We start from the raw sequence: 21,855 nt of genomic DNA, 5'->3' as shown, positions 1-21,855 counted from the left end.
CTAATTCCTTCAGTGCCGCCGGCTGGCGGCGATTTCGGCGCTATAGCGCATTTCCAGCAGCGTCTTCAAAACAAGTGTGACGAGGGCAAGCAAGGCCAGAAGCGAAGCGACCGCAAAGGCCCCGGTGAAATTATACTCGTTGTAGAGGATTTCCACCTGCAACGGCATCGTATTGGTCTGCCCGCGAATATGGCCCGATACGACCGACACGGCGCCGAACTCACCCATAGCGCGGGCATTGCACAGCAGCACGCCGTAGAGCAGGCCCCATTTGATATTCGGCAGCGTGACGTGCCAGAAGGCTTGCCAGCCGCTTGCGCCGAGCGAAAGGGCCGCTTCCTCATCCTGCGTTCCCTGTTCCTGCATGAGCGGAATGAGCTCCCGCGCAACGAAGGGAAAAGTGACGAACATGGTGGCGAGGATCAGCCCCGGCGCCGCAAACAGGATCTTGATATCGTTGGTGCTCAGCCACTGGCCTAGCCAGGTGTTGGCGCCGAAGAGCAGCACGAAGACGAGGCCTGAAATGACCGGCGAGACCGAGAAGGGCAGGTCGATCAGTGTGGTCAGGAACGCCTTGCCCTTGAACTCGAACTTGGCGATCGCCCAGGCGGCGGCAACGCCGAAGGCGAGGTTCAGTGGCACACTGACGCCGGCGACGATCAGCGTCAGGCGGATGGCCGAGAAGGTTTCAGCATCCTGAAGGGCTGTGAAAAATGAACCGACACCCTTGCGGAAGGCCTCGACGAAGACGGCTGCGAGCGGCAGAAACAGGATCAGGAGCAGGAAGAGCAGCGAGATGACGACCAGCACGATGCGGGCGACCTTGCTTTCGGTAACGGCCGAATGAACCTTGTGCGCCCCGGCCGTCGAGGTGATTGCGACGGAATCAGACGCCATAACCGTACCTCCGCCTGCTCCAGCTCTGGATGAGATTGATGACGAGCAGCATCGTAAAGGAGATGATCAGCATTATAGCAGCAATACCCGTTGCGGCCGCGTAATTATACTCTTCGAGCTTGATGACGATCAGCAGCGGGGCGATCTCCGATTTGAATGGCAGGTTGCCGGCAATGAAGATGACCGAGCCGTATTCACCGACGGCACGGGCGAAGGCAAGGGCGAAGCCCGTCAGTACTGCGGGTGCAAGGCCCGGCAGCAGCACGCGTGCGATTGTCTGGAAACGATTGGCACCGAGCGTGGCGGCAGCCTCCTCCACTTCCTTGTCGATCTCTTCCATAACCGGCTGGACCGTTCGCACGATGAAGGGCAGGCCGACGAAGATGAGGGCGACGACGATACCGGCCGGTGTGAAGGCGATCTTGATGCCGAGTGGCGTCAGGAACTGCCCGACCCAGCCGTTCGGAGCATAGAGGGTTGTCAGTGCGATGCCGGCGACAGCCGTCGGCAGGGCGAAGGGCAGGTCCACCATGGCGTCGATAATGCGTTTGCCGGGGAACCGGTAGCGAACCAGGACCCAGGCAAGGATGACGCCAAAGACGACATTGAGACAGGCGGCGATGAAGGCGCAGCCGAAGCTGATGCGCAGCGCGCTCAGCGTTCGCTGGTCGAATGCAATGCCGAAGAACTTCTCCCAGCCGAGTGTGCTCGACCGCCAGGCAAGGCCGGACAGCGGGATAAGGACGATGAGGGTAAGCCAGATCAAGGTAAGGCCGAGCGCCAGTCCGAAACCCGGAATGACGCTCGGCCGCTTGAACCGCCACCGTGTGGGGTTATGTGCGCTCATAAGACCTATTATTGGGCAGGCTTGTAGATCTGGTCAAATACGCCGCCGTCGCCGAAGAATTTCGGCTGTGCATCCTTCCAGCCGCCGAAGTCGTCAATCGTGGCGAGCGTCAGCTTCGGGAAGCGGGCAATATCAGCCGGATCGGCTGCTTCCGGCTTGATCGGGCGGTAATAATGCTTTGCCGCGATCTTCTGGCCTTCATCCGAATAAAGGTAGTTCAGATAGGCTTCCGCGACCTTGCGGGTGCCCTTCTTGTCGACGTTGCCATCGACGATTGCGACAGGCGGATCGGCGCGAATCGAGAAGGCGGGGGTCACGATCTCGAACTGGTCGGGGCCGAGTTCCTCGAGCGAGAGATAGGCTTCGTTTTCCCAGGCAAGCAGGACATCGCCGAGGCCGCGCTGGACGAAGGTGGTCGTAGCGCCACGTGCGCCGCTGTCGAGAACCGGAACGTGCTGCAGGAGTTTGGTCACATAATCCTGCGCCTTGGCTTCGTCGCCGCCGTTCGCCTGCTTGGCCCATGCCCAGGCCGCAAGGAAGTTCCAGCGGGCGCCGCCGGAGGTCTTCGGGTTCGGCGTAATGACCTGCACGTCGTCCTTGATCAGATCACTCCAATCCTTGATGCCCTTCGGGTTGCCCTTGCGCACGAGGAAGACGATCGTCGAAGTGTAGGGGGTCGAATTGTTCGGGAACTTGGTCTTCCAGTCAGCCGGGATCTTCCCCGTCGCCTTGGCGATCGCGTTGATATCGCCTTCGAGAGCGAGGGTCACGACGTCGGCATCAAGGCCGTCGATGACCGAGCGCGCCTGGGCGCCGGAACCACCATGAGAGGCCTGGATCGTTACGGCTTCGCCGGTGTCGGCTTTCCACTTTGCGGCGAAGGCGGCGTTGAAATCCTTATACAATTCGCGTGTCGGATCATAGGACACGTTCAGAAGCGTCTGGTCGGCGAAGGCCGGTGCGACGCTGCCGATCGCAAAGCTGCCTGCCATGACCGCGGCCGCGATGAGCCGGGTGAGCCTTAAAGTCTGCATGGGAACCCTCCGTGGTTATGCGCTAAACTCTATCAACTAGGTCGTATAATGAAACGAAGATTGTTCCGGTTCCGGGGACCAACCTTAGAAAGCCATCCCATTTTCAGCGCGTGATTGCGAATGGGACGTGCTGTCAGTTGGCCGCGGCCAATTAAGGCGCCACGCCACAGTCGTGATTTTTCTGCCACAGTTCGATCCTGAAAGTGGCATTGGTGTGTCGATTTTTAGTCATCTTTTGCAGCACTGACGTTTTCGAGTGCCTACATGGATTTCCGGTCGTTGGGATTCGGCGACCGATGGTGGGGGTGTCCTTGAAGCACTGCTCGCCTCTTTCAAACCGTAAAAGGTCTTTCTGATGTCTATTAAAACTATCCTTCTTGGCTCTGTCGCCGCCCTTGCAGCGGTTTCCGGAGCACATGCAGCCGACGCTATCGTCGCAGCCGAGCCGGAGCCCGTAGAATATGTTCGCGTTTGCGACGCCTACGGGACTGGCTACTTCTACATCCCGGGCACCGAAACCTGCCTTCAGATTAGCGGTTACATCCGTTTCCAGGCTAACTTTGGCCAAAACGCCGGCGCCTCCGCAACCAACCCGAACGACTCCGACTGGGATGCCGTTACCCGTGGTCAGGTCACCTTCCAGACCAAGAACGACACCGAGTACGGCACGCTCACGGGCGTTATCACGCTGCGTACCAACGCTGACAACGCCACCAACCAGACCACTACGCTCGACGAAGGCTACATTGATATCGCCGGCTTCCGTGTTGGTAAGCAGTACAGCTGGTGGGATGACGATCTGAGCGGTGAGACGGACACGCTCTCGAGCAACGAGACGACCCACAACTCGATCCGCTATCAGTACGAGACCGACAACTTCGCGGCCGGTATCTCAATCGATGAACTTGAAGAAGCCTATGCCGAAAAGCCGGGCGAAGGTCCGAACAACTTCGGCGTTGCATCCCAGGTTTCCTTCAAGAGCGGCGCATTCAGCGGCTACCTGCTCGGTAGCTACGATTCCGACAACGAAGAAGGCGCCATCCGCGCAATCTTGTATGCCGACATCGGCCCCGGCACCCTCGGCCTCGCTGGCATCTGGGCTAGCGGCGCCAACTACTACTACGAAGAGTCCGAATGGACGATCGCTGCCGAGTACAAGGTGAAGCTCACCGACAAGTGGGCCGTTACCCCGGCCTTCCAGTACTTCGACAAGATCGATCTCGATGCCGACGGCAAGGGCTTCAGTGGCGGCAGCGCCTACACGACCGGCGTGACCGTCGACTACCAGATCGTTGAAAATCTGCGCAGCAAGCTCAGCCTTCAGTACCACGACGAAGAAGACGGCGACGACGAAACCTTCGGCTTCCTGCGTCTCCAGCGCGACTTCTAATAATAAAAAGGGGCCGAAGAGGCCCCTTGTTCTCGATTTGCCTTCCCCCCGCTACGGCGGGGAGAAGGTCGAGAGGGGATTTTCTCCTACACGCGTGAATCCGCGATGAAATCCGAGTAGAATTCATCGGCACTTCTGGCCTTGCGCATGGCCGCCAGGACGCCTTCCGATTGAAGCCTGCGGGCGATAGCGGCAAGCACGTTCAGATATTCCCCGCGATTATTTTCCCCGAAGAGCAGTACGAAGGCGATGTCCGTCGGGATATCGTCGATCGCATCGAAATCCAGCGGCTGGGCGAAGCGGATCAAGAGACCGCGCGGGCTCGTCATGCCGTCGATCGCCGCATGTGGAACGGCGATGCCGTTGCCGATGCCGGTGGAGCCGAGCTTCTCCCGCGATTCGAGCGCTTTCAGCACGGTTTGGCCGTCAATGCCGAAGGCGTTGCCGGCCTTTTCGGAAATCGCCTGCAGCGCGCGCCACTTGGTCGTCACCGACAGGCCGATGAAGGTGTGCTCCGGCCGGATGATATTAGAGAGGTTCATTTCATTCTCGATGCTGTTTTCGGCAGGTATCAGTCAGGTTCACGGAGCCGATAGCCGACGCCGGTCTCGGTGGTGATATAGTGTGGCTGGTCGGGAATCTGCTCGACCTTTTGCCGCAGCTGGCGCACATAGACGCGCAGATACTGCACGTCCGCCGCCGGCCCCCATACCTGTTTCAGAAGAAATTGATGTGTCAGCACCTTGCCGGCATGCTGGGCGAGTACGCGCAGGATGTCGTATTCCTTCGGCGACAGCTTGATCTCCCTGCCGTCGACCTTGACGATGCGCTTGACGAGATCGATCGACAGACCGCCCGTCTGAAAGATCGCCTTTTCGCCCTGCTGCTGGAGCCGGTGGCGCAGCGCCACGCGGATACGGGCACCGAGTTCGTTGACGCCGAAGGGCTTGGTTACATAGTCGTCGGCACCGCTTTCCAGCGCCTTGACGATGCCGGCCTCGTCGGTGCGGCTCGACAGGATGACGACAGGCATGGTGAGCCCATCCTCGCGCCATTCCTGCAAAAGGTCATGGCCCGGCATGTCGGGAAGGCCGAGATCGAGCACGATGAGATCGGGCTGGTCGTCCTTGACGGACTGACGAGCCGCACCGGCATTCGGCGCTTCATGCACTTCATAGCCCTGCGCGGTGAGGCCGACGCGTAAGAGCTTGCGGATCGGGGGCTCGTCGTCGACGACGAGAATCTTGACGGCTGAACCGGTCATTTGAGTTCATCCAGTTTGGGAATGTCATTCGGTTTGGGGAGGCGGATGGTGAATACAGCGCCGGACCGGTCGGTCCGGTTGCCGGCGGTGATCGTCCCGCCCATCGCCTCGATGAAGCCCCGGCATATGGAGAGGCCAAGGCCGGTGCCGGCGCGTACCTGATCGCCCTTGCGCACGCGGTAGAAGGTGTCGAAGACACGGGTAAGGTCTGCAGGGGGAATGCCCGGGCCTTCGTCGGAGACCTGTACGACGACATTATCGGCATCCGCCCAACCCTCGATGCGGATGACGGAACCCTCGGGCGCGTATTTGGCGGCATTGTCGAGCAGATTGAAGAGGACCTGTTCGAAGAGAACAGGATCGACGCGAACCATGGGCAGGTCGGCAGCGATCGTCATCTCCGTCCTGTGATGGTCGAGGATCTTGGTGGCGCGGCGCAAGGCACTGCCGGCGATATCGCCGGTATAGTGCAGTGCATAATTCGGTTCCATAGCACCGGATTCGATTTTCGTCATGTCGAGCAGGTTTGCGATGAAGCGGTTGAGGCGCTCGGATTCATCGACGACGGTCGACAGAAGGTCGGTGCGGTCCTCCGCCGGCATGGAATCGAAATAGTCGCGCAGTGTGCCGGACGCGCCGAGGATCGCCGCAAGCGGCGTCTTCAGATCATGCGAGATCGAAGTCAGCAGGGCTGACCGCAGACGGTCAGCTTCCGCCGCAAGCTTGGCGCGGTCGACATCGGCGACGAGCTGAACGCGCTCGATGGCGAGTGCCGCCTGGTCCGCAAGAGCGTCCAGAAGACGCTGCTGCTCGGGCGTCAGCAGCGGGCCGTCGCGGCGGTCGCTGTCCAGCCCGATGACGCCGACGGCGGTGCGGCCGGTGCGCAGCGGTACATAGAGGCGCTTGGCACCGGGCAGAGTATCGGCACCCCGCCCGGCCGCATGATTATGCTCCCATGCCCAGCGGGCGGCGGCAATATCGGCGTCGTCGAGCGTATCGTCAGGCGGATAACCGGCCTTGACCGCGATGGAATTGTTCTCCGGCAGAAGCAGAACAACGCGCACCTTAAGCATCGAGGCGATCTGGAAGGCGGTTGCCCAGAGAACGTCATCGAGCGTGCCGGTGCCGGCGAGCTTCTTGGAAAAGAGATAGAGGTCTTCGGTCGTTCGCGCCCTCTGCCGGGCGGCGACCGCCTGCCGCTGCACCGTCGCCGTGAGATTTGAGGCGATAACGGCGACGCCGAGGAAGAAGAAGAGCGCCAGCACGCTTTCAGGATCGCTGATCGTCAGGGTATAGCGCGGTGGCAGGAAGAAGAAGTTGAAGGAGAGGGCACTGACGATACAGGTATAGAGCGCCGGCCTCAAGCCATGGATGACCGCGGATGTCAGCACCGCCATTAGGAAGACGAGCGCCAGATTGCGTACGTCGAGAACCTGGTCGAGCACCACACCGACGGCCAGCGCAACGGCGACATAGGCTGTCGAGAGGATATAGGCCCTGAAATTGAGTGTCGGCGCGCTCGGAGCCGCCTTGACGCCGCGCTGCGAAGCCGTGTCTTTCTCGTTTCCGGAAATGACATGAACGCTGATATCGCCGGCCCGCCGGATCAGCTCGTCGGTCGTCGAACGGTTCCACCACCCCTCGCGCCAGGCCGGCTTCTTCGGGGCGCCGATGACGATGTGGGTGACGTTGTTGGCGGTGGCGTGCCGCACCAGCTCTTCCGCCACTTCGCGACCGGGAATGGTGATTGCTTCACCGCCGAGCTGTTCGGCAAGCCGCAAGGTGGCTGCGATCGTGTCTCGCTGCGTTTCCGAAAGATTGATGGAGCGATTGGTTTCGATATAGACGGCGGCCCAGGGGCCACGTAGGCGCGAGGCCATGCGCGAGGCATAGCGGACGAGCGAGGCAGAGCGGGGATGCTCGTCGATCGACACCAGCACGCGTTCGCCGGCGGCCCACGGGCCGGAAATCGCATGCGCCTGCATATGGGTCAGCAACTGGTCGTCGACGCGCTGGGCGGTCTTGCGCAGGGCGAGTTCGCGCAGCGCCGTCAGGTTGCCGGGCGTGAAATAATTGGTCAGCGCGCGCTCGGCGGTCTTTGCCACATAGACCTTGCCATCGTGAAGACGCTTGATGAGGTCGTCGGGTGTCAGGTCGATGATCTCGATATCATCAGCCATGTCGATCACAGAGTCCGGCACGGTTTCGCGCACCCGGATGCGGGTGATCTGCGAAACGACGTCGTTCAGGCTCTCCACATGCTGGATGTTCAGCGTCGAATAGACATCGATGCCGCGGTCGAGCAGTTCCTTGACATCGAGATAGCGCTTCGGATGGCGGCTGCCCTCGGCATTGGTATGGGCGAGCTCGTCGACGAGAACGAGATCGGGCTTGCGGGCGAGAATGGCATCGAGATCCATCTCTTCGAGCGACTGGCCGCGATACGCGATCTTCATACGCGGAACGATCTCGAAACCGGCAAGCAGCGCCTCGGTCTCCTTGCGGCCATGGGTTTCGACGACACCGATCACCACGTCGAGGCCATCGGCCATCTTGGCATGGCCCGAGACCAGCATCTCATAGGTCTTGCCGACGCCGGGTGCAGCGCCCAGGAAGATCTTCAGGCGCCCGCGCGACTCCGCCCGAGCCTTTTCGAGAAGCGCATCGGGAGAGGGCCTGCCGGCCTGGTCGCGGTTGTCGTCTGGCATGCGGTTCGGTCTTTCTTCACGAGCAAGCCCCGGCCCGCTTGTCGCGCTCCGGGGCTCTCAACCTTTACTGAGTCATAGAAGCATCAAGGCTCTGGTTCAACGCCAGAACATTGACGGTCGGCTCGCCGAGCAGGCCGAGTTCGCGGCCTGTGACAGCCGCATCGACCAGCGCCTTGACCTTGGCTTCATCGACACCGCGGGCTTTGGCGACACGCGGCACCTGGAAATAGGCGGCATCCGGCGAAATATGCGGGTCGAGGCCGCTGCCCGAGGCGGTGACGAGGTCGGCTGGAACCTCGGCATTCGGGTTGGCTGCCTTGGCCGCATCATAGTCGCCTTTCACGCGGTCGATCAGCTTCTGGCTGGTTGGGCCGAGGTTGGAGCCGGAGGATGCAGCGGCATTGTAGCCGTCACCCGCGGCAGACGGGCGGCCGTGGAAATACTTGTCGCTGGTAAAGGCCTGGCCGATCAGCGTGGAGCCAATAACCTTTCCGTCCTTTTCAACAAGGCTGCCATTTGCCTGGAAGGGGAAGATGGCCTGAGCGGCACCCGTCATGGCGAGCGGATAGAGGAGGCCGGTGATGGCCGTGGTGGCAACGATCATGACGATTGCCGGGCGAAGTTCTTTCAACATGGACTTTACTCCTTAGGCGAGGCCGACGGCGGTGATGACGATGTCGATCGCCTTGATGCCGATGAAGGGGACGATGATGCCGCCGAGGCCGTAGATGAGCAGGTTGCGGGAGAGCAGCGCACCGGCACCGATCGGGCGGTAGCGGACACCCTTTAGCGACAGCGGGATCAGCGCGATGATGATCAGCGCGTTGAAGATGATCGCCGACAGGATGGCGCTCTGCGGCGTAGCGAGACCCATGATGTTGAGCACGCCGAGCTGCGGGTAGAAGGTCAGGAACATCGCGGGAATGATGGCGAAGTACTTGGCGATGTCGTTGGCGATCGAGAAGGTCGTCAGCGCACCGCGGGTCATCAGCAGCTGCTTGCCGATTTCGACGATCTCGATGAGCTTCGTCGGGTCGCTATCGAGGTCGACCATGTTGCCGGCTTCGCGGGCTGCGACCGTGCCGGTGTTCATGGCGACGCCGACATCTGCCTGGGCAAGCGCAGGGGCGTCGTTGGTGCCGTCACCACACATGGCGACCAGCTTGCCCTTGGCCTGTTCCTCGCGCATCAGCGCCAGTTTCATTTCAGGCGTTGCCTGAGCGAGGAAGTCGTCGACACCGGCTTCTGCTGCGATGGCAGCCGCCGTCAGCGGATTATCGCCGGTGATCATCACGGTACGGATGCCCATGCGGCGAAGCTCTGTGAAGCGCTCGCGGATGCCGCCCTTGACGATGTCCTTGAGTTGAATGACGCCAAGCAGCTTGCCGTCGCGGGCAACAGCAAGCGGTGTGCCGCCGGCCTTGGAAACCTCATCTGATATCGACTGCAATTCGCGGACGACTTCAGCGCCATTCTTCGAGGAGGCATCGCCATTGACGTAAGCCAGCACCGCATCGACGGCACCCTTTCGGATCGACGAACCGTCAAGGTCGACACCGCTCATGCGGGTCTGGGCAGTGAAGGGCACGAAGCTGGCCTTCAGGCTCACCATGTCGCGGCCGCGGATTGCATATTTCTCCTTGGCGAGCACGACGATGGAGCGTCCCTCAGGCGTTTCGTCGGCAAGCGAGGCAAGCTGGGCCGCATCGGCGAGATCCTGCTCTGAGATGCCGCGGACCGGGCGGAAGCTGGTGGCCTGGCGGTTGCCGAGGGTGATCGTGCCGGTCTTGTCGAGCAGCAGCGTGTCGACGTCACCGGCCGCTTCGACGGCGCGGCCGGACATGGCGAGCACGTTGAAGCGGACGAGACGGTCCATGCCGGCGATGCCGATTGCCGACAGCAGGGCGCCGATGGTGGTCGGGATCAGCGTGACGAAGAGTGCGACGAGCACGATGATCGGGATCGAACCGCCGGCATAGGCAGCAAAACTCGGGATCGTTGCCGTGGCGAGAACGAAGATCAGCGTCATGCCTGCAAGCAGGATATTGAGGGCGATTTCGTTTGGCGTCTTCTGGCGTTCGGCGCCTTCGACGAGCGCGATCATGCGGTCGATGAAGGTGGAGCCGGCCGCCGCGGTGATGCGGACGCGGATCCAGTCGGAAAGAACCTGCGTGCCGCCTGTCACGGCCGAGCGGTCGCCGCCGGATTCACGGATAACAGGGGCGGACTCGCCTGTTATGGCCGCTTCGTTGACGGAGGCGACACCTTCGACGACTTCGCCGTCCGAGGGGATGATATCGCCGGCCTCGACGAGGACGAGGTCGCCGACCTTCAGGCTCGTGCCAGGCACCATGCGATAGCCGGTACCATTGTTGGCGGTTAGCAGCTTGGCCTGGGTTTCGGTACGGGCCTTGCGCAGCGAGTCGGCCTGCGCCTTGCCACGGCCTTCTGCGACGGCCTCGGCGAAGTTGGCAAAGAGCACAGTGAACCAGAGCCAGAGGTTGATCTGGAAGGAGAAGGCGAGATTGCCGTTGCCTGAGACGAGGTCGCGTAGGAACAGAACGGTGGTCAGCGCCGAGACCGTAGCCACGACGAACATGACCGGGTTTTTGGCAAGCGCGCGGGGGTTGAGCTTGGTGAAAGCAGCACCCACGGCCGGAATGAGAATGCGAGAATCCATGATGCTCGCGGATTTTGCCTGGCTCATAAGAGACTCCAGCTTTGAAACGAGGATGGCGAACCGGATGGCCGGTCAGCCCTGTAAAATTCTGATTGCGCAGACGATGACGAGCAGGCCTGCCATCATCACCAGGATGATGTCGGTGCCCCGTGCCAGTCGCTCACGTTCACGTCCCGGCGTACCGGGACGTGAATTGAAGGCTTTGCGGAGCCTGTGACGGAGGATCATCGCATCACCTCAGAAGGTCTGACCGGCGACCATGACCAGGTGCTCGACAACAGGGCCAAGGGCCAGCGCCGGGAAGAAAGTCAGGCCGCCGACGATCAGGATGGTGCCGACGAGCAGACCGACGAAGAGCGGACCGTCAGTCGGGAAGGTGCCTACCGAGGCTGGAACCGTCTTCTTGGTGATCAGTGAGCCTGCGATCGCAAGCGCCGGGACGATGACCAGGAAGCGACCCATCAGCATGCCGATGCCGAGCGTCACGTTGTACCAGGGCGTATTGCCCGTCAGACCGCCGAAAGCCGAGCCGTTGTTGGCCGCAGCCGACGTATAGGCATAGAGGATTTCGGAGAAGCCATGCGGGCCGGCGGTGCCGATCGAGGCGACGGCGCTCGGAAGCACTGTTGCGATCGCGGTGAAGACCAGCATCGCAAGCGGCAGGCAAAGAATGGCGAGAACGGCCATCTTCATCTCCTTCGCCTCGATCTTCTTGCCGAGATATTCCGGCGTGCGGCCGACCATGAGGCCTGCCACGAAGACGGCGACGATGATGAACATCAGGATGCCGTAGAAGCCGGCACCCACACCGCCGACGATGACTTCGCCGAGCTGCATGTTGATCAGCGGGATCAGGCCGCCGAGCGCCGTGAAGCTGCCATGCATGGCGTTGACCGCGCCACAGGAGGCGGCCGTGGTGATGACCGCAAACAGCGAGGACATGGCGACACCGAAGCGGACTTCCTTGCCTTCCATGTTGCCGCCCTGCAGACCGAAGGCATGCATTAGCGGGTTGCCGGCAGCTTCCGCCCAGTAGGTGATGCCGACGCCGACGATGAAGAGCAGGCCCATGGAGGCGAGGATCGCCCAGCCCTGGCGCTGGTTGCCGACCATGCGGCCGAAGACGTTGGTGAAGGCTGCGCCGATCGCAAAGATCGACACCATCTGGATCATGTTCGAGATATTGTCGGGGTTCTCGAAGGGATGGGCGGAGTTGGCATTGAAGAAACCGCCGCCATTGGTGCCGAGCATCTTGATGGCAAGCTGCGAGGCGACGGGGCCGACGGCGATCGTCTGCTTGGCGCCTTCGAGCGTTGTCGCATCGACATAGGGGCCGAGCGTCTGCGGCACGCCGAGCCAGACATAGGCGAGCGTCAGCACGATGCAGATCGGCAGCAGAATGTAGAGCGTGGCGCGGATCATATCGACCCAGAAATTGCCGATCGCCTTGCCCGATGCGCGCGAGAAGGCGCGGATGAAGGCAACGGCAATCGCCATGCCTGTCGCAGCCGACACGAAGTTCTGGACGGTGAAGCCCATCATCTGTGTCAGATAGGACATGGTGCTTTCGCCACCGTAATTCTGCCAATTGGTATTGGAGACGAAGCTGACGGCGGTATTGAACGAAAGCTGCTCAGGCACGGCAGCCATGCCCGCTGGGTTATAAGGCAGCACGCCCTGCAGGCGCATCAGTGCATAAAGCACGATGACGCCCATCAGGTTGAACATCAGCATGGCGAAGGCATAGGAGGTCCAGTGCTGGTCTTCGCGTTCGCTGGTGCCGGCAACGGTGTAAAGTCCTCGTTCGATCGGAACGAGGACCGGTGAGAGTAATGTGTGCTCGCCGCTGAAGACACGCGTCATGTAACCGCCGAGCGGTTTGACGAGCACGAGGACGATCCCGCAATAAAGCAAGATCTGAAGCCATCCGTTGAGGGTCATGGGAGGAAACTTTCAGTACCTGGCTGCTTCTGGATGAGAAGCACCGGCTCTTTCAGAAACGTTCTGGGCGGATGAGAGCGTAGGTGAGGTAGACGGTGAGAAACACGGTCACGGCACCGCTCAAGATATAATCGAGGGTCATCTGTTCTCTCCTGTCAAAGCCTGTCGCAGGCGCGCGTATAGGCAAAGCAAAGTCCGAAAAATACGATTGCAGTGCCGAGTAGAATTATATCCATCATCGATCTTGACTCCGGTTTGTTATTCTTGGAGTCAGACAAGACAAAGGGCGCCGGCTCAGTGGAAGCGACACCTTTTATGCTTTCTGGCGTGGAGATGATCTTTGCGATCTCTCGGACATTAATATGCGGCCGAAGTGCATAAAGGTTCGAGATTGCATCGGGGGCATCAATATAAAAATCTTATAAATGCCTTTATGCGGTCAAAACGTGCTTATGCGGCCGGAAAGACAAAAAACGCCGTGCCCGGACGGAACGGCGCTATTTCGAACAGCTTGATATCGGAAGGTTCAGGGATCGACCCGGAACTGGTAGTGGCCCTCAGCACTGTGGCCGTCCATCGAGAGTACGCGCCAGTTGAGCGTATAGACGCCAGGCGCCATGGACGGATCGAGCGGGACCTTGAAGACGGAGCCTTCCGGTCCCGAAAGAAACGGCTTGCCGGTCGGCAATGTCAGGCCCTGGGCATCGAGAAGGGTGGCGGTTGAGCGGGCGAGATCGACAGGGCCGGTGAAGGTGAGCTCGAGATTGGCCGGCACCAGCTTTTCTTCCTGCTGCGGCGGCGGAAGCGATGCTTCTTCGATCGCCGCAGACGCCTCGTTTGCGGCAAAGAGAAGAGATGCGAACAGGCAGAATGACACAATCGATTTCATGACGGTCTTCCTTACATTGCCGATCCGCATGGTGTCGGGAGCGTCATGCACCCGCCGCGCCATGCCGTCGCATGCTTAATAACGCTGCGGAGGGCGATTTCGATCCCGCGCCCGTGCAATAACTCGCACTGGCTGCAGCAGTGGCTGCGGCTGGCGGCCTTGCTGGAGTGCAGCAACGGTCTCGTCCACCAGGTTGTGCCAGAATTCGCGGAGCTGTCGCGTGATCTGCGAGTTGGAAGACAGGTTTCTGCCGACATTATCGTTGTCGTGCGTCATCGCTTTACTCCTTTCCACTTTGTCGTGGTCCTTCATGGTAAATGTAGTCCTCGCCGGGTCTTTCCGGAATCATACGGATGTCTAGTGCGAGCTTATCTTTCGGGTGATAATCATGTGAGCATTTCGTCACATAATGAGCAAAAGCCTGATGGAGATGATTGAATTGCTGAGCCTTGCGGTCTTATAGTCGCCGCAACGGCGCCCCATGAATCGCGGGAGCCATAGGGAAGGAAACCGATCATGACCAAAGTCCGTGCGCTGGTACTGGAGCGCCAGCATGAGCTTGCGCTTCGCGATATCGATCTGCCTCTGGAGACAGGGCCTGGGCAGGTGAAGATCAAGATCCATACCGTGGGTGTCTGCGGCTCCGACGTGCACTATTATACGCATGGCAAGATCGGCCCCTTCATCGTCAACGAGCCGATGGTGCTCGGCCATGAGGCGGCAGGCACTGTGGTCGAGGTCGGCGCCGGCGTGACTCATCTGAAAGTCGGCGATCGCGTCTGCATGGAACCCGGCATTCCCGATCCTAATTCCAAGGCAAGCCGGCTCGGCATGTACAATGTCGATCCGGCCGTTGCCTTCTGGGCGACGCCGCCGATCCATGGCGTCCTGACGCCTGAGGTCGTGCACCCGGCCAATTATACGTTCAAGCTGCCCGACAATGTCAGCTTCGCCGAAGGCGCGATGGTCGAGCCTTTCGCGGTCGGCATGCAGGCAGCCACCAAGGCGAAGATTGCACCCGGCGACACGGCCGTCGTCCTCGGTGCCGGCCCGATCGGCACCATGGTTGCGATTGCTGCTCTTGCCGGCGGCTGCGCCCGCGCGATCGTTGCCGACCTCGCCCAGCCGAAGCTCGATATTGCTGCACAGTACCAGGGCGTTATCCCGGTCAATATCCGCGAAAAAAACCTCGCCGAGGAAGTCAGCCGACTGACCGATGGCTGGGGTGCGGATGTGGTCTTCGAATGCTCGGGCTCACCGAAGGCCTGGGAGACGATCATGGCGCTTCCGCGCCCGGGCGGCGTCATCGTCGCCGTCGGGCTGCCGGTCAACCCGGTCGGCTTTGACGTCTCGACGGCCTCCACCAAGGAAATCCGCATCGAGACGGTGTTCCGCTACGCCCATCAGTATGAGCGCTCGATCGCCCTTCTCGGATCGGGTCGTGTCGACCTTAAGCCGTTGATATCAGAGACCTTCACCTTCGAGGATTCGATCAAGGCCTTTGACCGCGCGGTCGAGGCGCGTCCGACGGATGTCAAGCTGCAGATCGTCATGGACTAAGGCCCTTTACGGGTACTTGATCCCAAATTTCCTCTTGCGAAGCACCAGCGCCGCGCCCGCGATGAGGGCCGCGGCGCCGAGTGCGATCAGCAGATGATGATGCAGCGGCAGGCGACCGAATATCTGGTGAATCCCGTGCCCAAAGGCATAGCCGAGTGCCGTGAAAAGCTGGCCCCAGATGAGCGCCGCCAGAAGGTTGAGCACGAGGAACCTCTGCGTCGATATATGCGTCGTGCCGATGACGATCGGGCTGATCGTCCGCAATCCCACCAGAAAGCGGAACGCAAAAATGAAGCCGGTCGGATATTTTTCGAGAAGCTGCGTGACCCGTGCGAGCGCCGGCGTCTCCATCACGCGGCGAACGAAACTCCATTGGGCGGCATAGCGGCCGGCAAAGAACCACACCTGATCTCCGGCGAATGATCCCGCCGAGGCGGCCATTGAGGCGGCCCAATAGGTCAAAAGGTCGCGATGCGCGATGACGCCGCCGAGAAAGGCGGCAGTTTCACCCTCAAAGGCGGTGCCGAGAAAGATTGCCGGGAGGCCGTAATTTTCGATCAGCAGTTCGATATTCAATGACGGTCTCCGGCTGATTGCGATCTTCGGGATCAGATCGCCTTCAAATCACCCAGCAGCGTCGGGATCAATTCCGAAACGGTCGGGTGTATCGGCACGGACCACCGCAGCACCGGATAGGTCGTGCCGGCATTCATGGCATCGATGAAGCCGTGGATTGCCTCGTCGCCTTCGATGCCGAGAATGGCTGCACCCAGGATTTCCTTGGTCTCGGCATCTGCGACCACCTTCATGAAGCCCTTGGTTTCGCCGCGCTCATTGGCGCGGCCGACCCTGCTCATCGGCCGCGTCGAGACCATGATCCTGCGGCCTGAGGCGCGTGCCTGCTTTTCCGTCATGCCGACGCGGCCAAGCGGCGGATCGATATAGAGGGCATAGGCCAGAATGCGGCTCGAAACTTTGCGGTCGCCACCGTCGAGCAGATTGGCGGCTGCGATCTCGAAGTCATTGTACGACGTATGGGTGAAGGCGCCGTGGCCGTTGCAGTCCCCGAGCGCCCATATGCCTTCGACATTGGTGGCCAACCGGTCGTCGACGGTAATGAAGCCGCGCTTGTCGGTGGCCACACCCGCGGCATCGAGGCCGAGGTCGTCGGTATTCGGCGTCCGGCCGATGGCGACAAGCACATGGCTTGCCTCGATCGTTTCGGAGTCGGCTGTGACGGTCACACCATCGGCGCCCTTGGCAAAGCGGATGTCCTTGACGTCGGTATGGATCTTTATGCCCTCGGATCTCAGGATTTCGGCGATCGCATCGGAAATATCCTCGTCCTCGCGGGAGGCGAGTTTCGGGCCGCGCTCGATCACCGTCACCGCCGTACCGAAGCGCCGGTACATCTGTGCGAATTCCAGGCCGATATAGCTGCCGCCGATAATGGCGAGATGCTTCGGCAGGCTGTCGAGATGGATGATGCCGGTGCTGGTCAGATAATCGATATCGGCAAGGCCCGGCATATCGGGGATCGTCGGGCGGGCGCCGACATTGAGGAAAATCTTCGGTGCCGTCAGCGTCTCGCCGTTGACGACGACTTCTTTCTGGCCTGTGAAGCGGGCATGGCCGTAGATGACTGTCATAGTCTTCATGCCACCGAACCAGCCGCTTAAACCGTTGCGCGCATCCATTATGATCGTCTCTGCGCGATGGCGCACGGTCTTCATGTCGATTGCGATTTCGCCCGGGATCTGCACGCCGTAATCGGCGCCACGCCGCGCCACATGGGCAGCGCGGGCGCTTGCTACCAGTGTCTTCGTCGGCATGCAGCCTGCATTGACGCAGGTGCCGCCGAGGAACTTGCGCTCGATCAGCGCCACCTTCATGCCCGTTTCCGCCATGCGGGCGGCGAGGAATGGGCCGGCCTGGCCGGCGCCGATGACGATCGCGTCGAAGCTCTTCATCAGACTGCCCACGCGATGATAATGGCGCCGATGACGGCAACGGCATCCTCGATCAGGGCCGCCGGACGATCCTGGCCGAAGGAGGCTGCGAGCTTGCCGCGGGCGGCTGCACCGCCGAGCGTGCCGATGACCGCGCCGATGATGCCGGCGATCAGGCCGGCGAAGAGCAGACTGCTTGCGGCGCCGATGACGGCACCGCACAGCGCGCCGACGATGATGCGGGTGGCGAACTGGATCGGCACCTTGCGCGAGGGGGTGGAGGGTAACTGGTCGGTGATGAGCTCAATGATGGCAAGCGCCGTGAATATCCACGGTGTCCACTGGTAGCCCATGAAGGCAAGCGGCGTCTGAGAGATATCGAACCAGCCGAGTGCCGCGCCCCAGGCGATGGCGGCAGGTGCGGTCATGGCGCGAAGACCGGCAATGACGCCGATCAGAAGTGCGAGCAGCAGAAACATATGCAAATCCCCCTTGCACCGCAGGCCTCTCTGCCGCGGCAAGGGGAGGTTTGCACATTGTTGTCAAGGTTGCAATTCGCCTCGCGCGCGACTGAATTAGTTGGAGAAGGCGGCAATGCCTGTGATCGCACGACCGAGAATAAGCGCATGAATGTCATGCGTTCCCTCGTAGGTGTTGACCACTTCGAGATTGACGAGGTGGCGAGCGACGCCGAACTCGTCGGAAATGCCATTGCCGCCCAGCATGTCGCGGGCTGCACGAGCAATCTCCAGTGCCTTGCCGCAGGAATTGCGCTTGAGGATCGACGTCAGTTCGACGGGCGGATGACCTTCTTCCTTCATGCGGCCAAGACGCAAACATCCCTGAAGCCCGAGCGAGATTTCGGTTGCCATATCGGCAAGCTTCTTCTGGATGAGCTGGTTGGCGGCGAGCGGCCGGCCGAACTGCTGGCGGTCCAGCGTATATTGCCGGGCCGTCGCATAACAGGCTTCAGCTGCACCCAGCGCGCCCCAGGCGATGCCGAAGCGAGCGGAGTTGAGGCAGGTGAAAGGTCCTTTGAGGCCGCTGACGTCGGGTAGCAGATTCTCTTCCGGCATGAAGACATTGTCCATGACGACTTCGCCTGTGATCGAGGCACGAAGCCCAACCTTGCCCTGGATCTTCGGGGCTGAGAGACCCTTCCAGCCTTTTTCCAGGATGAAACCGCGGATGAGGCCATCCTCGGTCTTTGCCCAGACGACGAAGACATCGGCAATCGGCGCGTTCGAGATCCAGGTCTTGGAGCCCGTCAAGCTATAACCGCCGTCAACCTTCTTTGCCCGCGTCGCCATGGAGCCCGGATCGGAGCCGTGATTGGGCTCGGTCAGGCCAAAACATCCGATCCATTCGCCGGTCGCAAGTTTCGGCAGATATTTCTTCTTCTGCTCGTCGGAGCCGAAGGCGTCGATCGGCACCATGACCAGCGAGGACTGCACGCTCATCATCGAACGGTAACCGCTGTCGACCCGTTCCACTTCGCGGGCAATCAGGCCGTAAGCGACGTAGCCGAGGCCAGCGCCGCCATATTCCGGATCGATCGTGGGTCCGAGAAGGCCGAGTTCGCCCATCTCCCGGAATATTTCCGGATCGGTCTTCTCGTTGCGGAAGGCTTCGAGGACACGGGGGCCGAGCTTTTCCTGTGCATAGGCATGGGCGGTCTCCTGCACCATGCGCTCCTCGTCGGTCAGTTGCTCCACGAGCCGGAAGGGATCGGCCCAATCGAAAACCTCGCGCGTATGCTGCATGTCCAGTCTCCTCACCACCGTTCAGGGGCCATTGTTCAGGCACATCTGATTTAAGGTCGCATAGACCGGTCCGTTTGCGGCGTCAACAAGGCTGGCGTCGCGCCAAAATGCAGAAGTCATCTTTTCAAATGCTGATCGTTGCGCCAGTTTGCGGCCGATAGATTCTGGAATGAGAGGAGGCAGACATGTCATCGAGCGATCTCTTCGTATCGGCCGAAGGTGCCGAATGGGTAAACCCCGAGCCGGGTGTGACCCGCCGCATCATGACCTATCTGCCCGAGATGATGATGGTGGAAGTGGCTTTCGAGGCAGGCGCCGTGGGTGCTGCCCATTTCCACCCTCATATACAGGCAAGCTACGTCGCCGAAGGCAGCTTCGAAGTGACGATCGACGGCCGCACTGAAGTCTTGAAGCAGGGCGGCAGCTTCATCGTGCCGCCCAATCTGGTCCACGGCGTCAAGGCGCTGGAAAAGGGTCGCCTGATCGACACCTTCACGCCGCATCGCGCCGAATTCCTGAAATAATCACACCTCTGCCTTCACCTTTCGCGCTGTGCCGATGTAGGGCGGGATGAAACAGGCGTCTTCGCTGCGTGCCGTTTCCCGCAGGAAGTCGATGACGGCGCGCACGCGCGGCGCTTGCCTCAAGTCGCGGTGGCATGTGATCCAGTAGTGTCGCTTGAGATCGATCTCGTCGGGCAGCACGCGCACCAGTTCGGGATAACGGCAGGCGAAGAAATAGGGCAGGATGCCGAGGCCAAGGCCGTTTCTGGTGGCCGTCAACTGCGCGAAGATGCTGGAACTCTGGAATTGCGGCTTGATGCGCGGATGCACGTCGCCAAGATAGTCGAGCCCCGGTGCGAAGATCATTTCCTCGATATAGCTGATGAAGGGGTGGTTCAGCAGGTCGTCACGCGTGTTAATGGGTGCTGCGCGAGCGAGATAGTCGCGCGAGGCGTAAACCTGCAGATGATAGTCCGTCAGCTTCTCGGCAAAGTAGGGGCCGCCTTTGGGCTCATCGAGGACGACGGAAATGTCCGCCTCCTTGCGGGAGAGCGACATGATCTGCTGGATGGTGACGAGTTCCAGCGCCAGATGCGGATGGCGGGCGGCAAATTGCGGCAGGACGGTCGCAAAGAAGAAATTGGCAAAGCCTTCGGGAGCGCTGAGGCGCACGAGGCCGCGCTGGCTCAGCGACCCATCGGCGAGATCGGCCCGCAGCCGTTCAGTTTCCTGTTCCATCTTCTCGGCGGTTTCGACAAAGCGCGTGCCCATGGCGGTCAGCACGTAGCCGCGCGGATTTCGCTCGAAAAGCTTGACCTTTAGCGCAAACTCCAGCCGGTCGATGCGCCGTGAGACGGTCGCATGGCTGGAGCGCAACTGCCGCGCGGCCGTTGAAAGCTGGCCGGTGCGGGCAACGGCTAGAAAAAACTGCAGATCGTCCCAAGTAAATTGCGAAGCATGGCTCATCGGCGTCGCCCATCCATCTACGTCTTTGGTCTAATGCCGCCGGCAAAGGAGAGCGCTGTGACTGTCGCCACAGCGGCATTATGGCCGCTTCTGTTCAAAAACGAACAGATACTGTTTGGAATTAGATGTAAACCGGCAGTTGCCTCATCGAGGAAATTCCGTGATCGTAAGGGCGGAGCGGCCGCTTTGAGGAGGGCGGGTCGCCAAATTTGAACAGATTCGTTATCTGGCCAATCTCTGGGAGGAGAGACTATGCGAAAGAATTTCATTGCGTCCGTTGCATTTTTGCTTGCAAGCAGCACCGCCGTGTTTGCCCAGAGTGCTGCCATTTCCGATGGTAAGGTCAAGATCGGCATTCTGAACGACCAGTCGGGCGTTTATGCCGACTTCGGTGGCAAGTCCTCTGTCGAGGCTGCCAAGATGGCCGTCGAGGACTTCGGCGGCAAGGTGCTCGACATGCCGGTCGAAATCGTCGATGCCGACCACCAGAACAAGCCTGATATCGCTTCCAACATTGCCCGCCAGTGGTATGACACCGAGCAGGTCGACGCCATCATGGAGCTGACGACCTCTTCCGTGGCCCTTGCTGTGCAGGCCATCGCCAAGGAAAAGAAGAAGATCGATATCGTTACCGGTGCTGCGACAACGGATCTCACCGGCAAGGCCTGCTCGCCTTATGGCTTCCATTGGGCCTATGACACCCATGCTCTGGCCGTCGGCACCGGCGGTGCGCTGGTCAAACAGGGCGGCGACAGCTGGTTCTTTCTGACAGCGGACTATGCCTTCGGCTATTCGCTGGAGCAGCAGACCACCGATTACGTGAAGGCGAGCGGCGGCACGGTCGTCGGTTCGGTGCGCCATCCCTTGTCGACCCAGGACTTCTCGTCCTTCCTGCTGCAGGCGCAATCATCAGGCGCCAAGGTCATCGGCCTTGCCAATGCTGGTCTCGATACGTCGAACGCCATCAAGCAGGCCGCTGAATTCGGCATCACCCAAGGCGGCCAGCATCTGGCGGCACTGCTCTTCACGCTTGCCGAAGTTCATGGCTTGGGCATGGAGGCCGCACAGGGCCTTACGCTGACGGAAGGCTATTACTGGAACCGCGATGACCAGAGCCGGGAATTCGCCAAGAAGTTCTTCGCCCGTACCGGCAAGATGCCGAACATGGTCCACACCGGCACCTATTCGGCTGTTCTGCAATATCTGAAGGCGATCCAGAAGGCCGGCACGGATGAGACGGAAGCCGTCGCCAAGCAGCTGCATGAAATGCCCGTCGATGATGTCTTCGGCCGTGGCGGCACGGTCGGCCCGAATGGCCGCATGATCCACGACATGTATCTGCTGCAGGTCAAGAAACCCGCGGAAAGCAAGGAGCCTTGGGACTACTTCAACGTCCTCGCCACCATTCCGGGCAAGGAAGCCTATATCGACCCCGCCAAGAGCGGCTGCGATCTGGTGAAGTGA

General features: G+C 60.7%; 21 protein-coding genes. 4 read left to right on the top strand and 17 right to left on the bottom strand.

Annotation, left to right across the window (positions count from 1 at the left end):
• Positions 1-9: 9 nt before the first annotated feature.
• The 3 genes from cysW to AB4Z13_RS22150 are packed head-to-tail and all read right to left on the bottom strand — an operon-like array spanning position 10 to position 2,778.
• The gene (gene cysW / locus AB4Z13_RS22160) at positions 10-897 is read right to left on the bottom strand and encodes a sulfate ABC transporter permease subunit CysW (RefSeq protein WP_439017749.1); all 888 of its coding nucleotides are present in this window, start codon (positions 895-897) and stop codon (positions 10-12) included.
• The gene (gene cysT, locus AB4Z13_RS22155) at positions 887-1,744 is read right to left on the bottom strand and encodes a sulfate ABC transporter permease subunit CysT (protein ID WP_025668786.1); all 858 of its coding nucleotides are present in this window, start codon (positions 1,742-1,744) and stop codon (positions 887-889) included. The genes cysW and cysT overlap by 11 nt, the downstream gene beginning before the upstream one ends.
• Positions 1,745-1,752: 8 nt before the next feature.
• Positions 1,753-2,778, bottom strand: a complete 1,026-nt coding sequence (locus AB4Z13_RS22150; RefSeq protein WP_113321472.1) for a sulfate ABC transporter substrate-binding protein — start codon at positions 2,776-2,778, stop codon at positions 1,753-1,755.
• A 355-nt stretch (positions 2,779-3,133) separates the two neighbouring features.
• Between AB4Z13_RS22150 and AB4Z13_RS22145 the strand changes: the two genes are divergently transcribed.
• Positions 3,134-4,168, top strand: a complete 1,035-nt coding sequence (locus AB4Z13_RS22145) for a porin (protein WP_113321471.1) — start codon at positions 3,134-3,136, stop codon at positions 4,166-4,168.
• An 86-nt stretch (positions 4,169-4,254) separates the two neighbouring features.
• On the opposite strand, the gene AB4Z13_RS22140 is transcribed toward AB4Z13_RS22145, so the two are convergent.
• The 9 genes from AB4Z13_RS22140 to AB4Z13_RS22100 form a co-directional block, all read right to left on the bottom strand.
• Complete coding sequence (locus AB4Z13_RS22140) at positions 4,255-4,710, bottom strand: PTS sugar transporter subunit IIA (RefSeq protein ID WP_442206830.1); 456 nt, start codon at positions 4,708-4,710, stop codon at positions 4,255-4,257.
• 29 nt (positions 4,711-4,739) lie between these two features.
• A complete protein-coding gene (locus tag AB4Z13_RS22135; RefSeq protein WP_007820889.1) occupies positions 4,740-5,432 on the bottom strand; it encodes a response regulator transcription factor in 693 nt (230 codons plus the stop codon).
• The gene (locus tag AB4Z13_RS22130; RefSeq protein ID WP_442206829.1) at positions 5,429-8,140 is read right to left on the bottom strand and encodes a DUF4118 domain-containing protein; all 2,712 of its coding nucleotides are present in this window, start codon (positions 8,138-8,140) and stop codon (positions 5,429-5,431) included. The genes AB4Z13_RS22135 and AB4Z13_RS22130 overlap by 4 nt, the downstream gene beginning before the upstream one ends.
• Before the next feature lie 64 nt (positions 8,141-8,204).
• Positions 8,205-8,774, bottom strand: coding sequence for a potassium-transporting ATPase subunit KdpC (gene kdpC, locus AB4Z13_RS22125; protein WP_113321468.1), 570 nt, complete (start codon positions 8,772-8,774; stop codon positions 8,205-8,207).
• A 12-nt stretch (positions 8,775-8,786) separates the two neighbouring features.
• Entirely contained in the window at positions 8,787-10,847 is a 2,061-nt protein-coding gene (kdpB, locus tag AB4Z13_RS22120; RefSeq protein WP_310382528.1) for a potassium-transporting ATPase subunit KdpB, read from the bottom strand.
• A 210-nt stretch (positions 10,848-11,057) separates the two neighbouring features.
• Positions 11,058-12,761, bottom strand: coding sequence for a potassium-transporting ATPase subunit KdpA (gene kdpA / locus AB4Z13_RS22115; protein WP_442206828.1), 1,704 nt, complete (start codon positions 12,759-12,761; stop codon positions 11,058-11,060).
• Positions 12,762-12,813: 52 nt separating this feature from the next.
• Positions 12,814-12,903, bottom strand: a complete 90-nt coding sequence (locus tag AB4Z13_RS22110; RefSeq protein ID WP_016556800.1) for a K(+)-transporting ATPase subunit F — start codon at positions 12,901-12,903, stop codon at positions 12,814-12,816.
• Positions 12,904-13,287: 384 nt separating this feature from the next.
• Positions 13,288-13,650, bottom strand: a complete 363-nt coding sequence (locus AB4Z13_RS22105; protein WP_113321486.1) for a copper resistance CopC family protein — start codon at positions 13,648-13,650, stop codon at positions 13,288-13,290.
• A gap of 75 nt (positions 13,651-13,725) precedes the next feature.
• A complete protein-coding gene (locus AB4Z13_RS22100; protein WP_442206827.1) occupies positions 13,726-13,962 on the bottom strand; it encodes a hypothetical protein in 237 nt (78 codons plus the stop codon).
• Between the two features lie 204 nt (positions 13,963-14,166).
• On the opposite strand from AB4Z13_RS22100, the gene AB4Z13_RS22095 reads away from it, so the two are divergent.
• Positions 14,167-15,210, top strand: coding sequence for an NAD(P)-dependent alcohol dehydrogenase (locus tag AB4Z13_RS22095; protein ID WP_442206826.1), 1,044 nt, complete (start codon positions 14,167-14,169; stop codon positions 15,208-15,210).
• Positions 15,211-15,216: 6 nt separating this feature from the next.
• On the opposite strand, the gene AB4Z13_RS22090 is transcribed toward AB4Z13_RS22095, so the two are convergent.
• The 4 genes from AB4Z13_RS22090 to AB4Z13_RS22075 form a co-directional block, all read right to left on the bottom strand.
• Positions 15,217-15,786 carry a DedA family protein gene (locus AB4Z13_RS22090; RefSeq protein ID WP_442206825.1) on the bottom strand — a complete coding sequence of 190 codons (570 nt, stop codon included), beginning with the start codon at positions 15,784-15,786 and terminating at the stop codon, positions 15,217-15,219.
• A gap of 32 nt (positions 15,787-15,818) precedes the next feature.
• Positions 15,819-17,180: an FAD-containing oxidoreductase gene (locus AB4Z13_RS22085; protein WP_442206824.1), complete on the bottom strand. Its 1,362-nt coding sequence runs from the start codon at positions 17,178-17,180 to the stop codon at positions 15,819-15,821.
• Positions 17,180-17,638 carry a DUF4126 family protein gene (locus AB4Z13_RS22080; protein WP_113321460.1) on the bottom strand — a complete coding sequence of 153 codons (459 nt, stop codon included), beginning with the start codon at positions 17,636-17,638 and terminating at the stop codon, positions 17,180-17,182. Before AB4Z13_RS22080 ends, AB4Z13_RS22085 begins: the two co-directional genes overlap by 1 nt.
• Before the next feature lie 96 nt (positions 17,639-17,734).
• Positions 17,735-18,922 (bottom strand): acyl-CoA dehydrogenase, encoded by a 1,188-nt coding sequence (locus AB4Z13_RS22075; protein WP_442206823.1) that lies wholly within the window; start codon positions 18,920-18,922, stop codon positions 17,735-17,737.
• Positions 18,923-19,107: 185 nt separating this feature from the next.
• On the opposite strand from AB4Z13_RS22075, the gene AB4Z13_RS22070 reads away from it, so the two are divergent.
• A complete protein-coding gene (locus tag AB4Z13_RS22070) occupies positions 19,108-19,446 on the top strand; it encodes a cupin domain-containing protein (RefSeq protein ID WP_112546239.1) in 339 nt (112 codons plus the stop codon).
• Here the strand turns inward: AB4Z13_RS22070 and AB4Z13_RS22065 are convergent, their stop codons facing one another.
• Entirely contained in the window at positions 19,447-20,391 is a 945-nt protein-coding gene (locus tag AB4Z13_RS22065) for a LysR family transcriptional regulator (RefSeq protein ID WP_113321457.1), read from the bottom strand.
• A gap of 252 nt (positions 20,392-20,643) precedes the next feature.
• Between AB4Z13_RS22065 and AB4Z13_RS22060 the strand changes: the two genes are divergently transcribed.
• The gene (locus AB4Z13_RS22060) at positions 20,644-21,855 is read left to right on the top strand and encodes an ABC transporter substrate-binding protein (protein WP_113321456.1); all 1,212 of its coding nucleotides are present in this window, start codon (positions 20,644-20,646) and stop codon (positions 21,853-21,855) included.

Origin of the sequence: Rhizobium sp. YAF28, assembly GCF_052113285.1 — a bacterium.
Classification (GTDB): domain Bacteria; phylum Pseudomonadota; class Alphaproteobacteria; order Rhizobiales; family Rhizobiaceae; genus Rhizobium.
The sequence above is the reverse complement of the archived record's forward strand: the minus strand, read 5'-3'. Positions and strand labels throughout refer to the sequence as shown.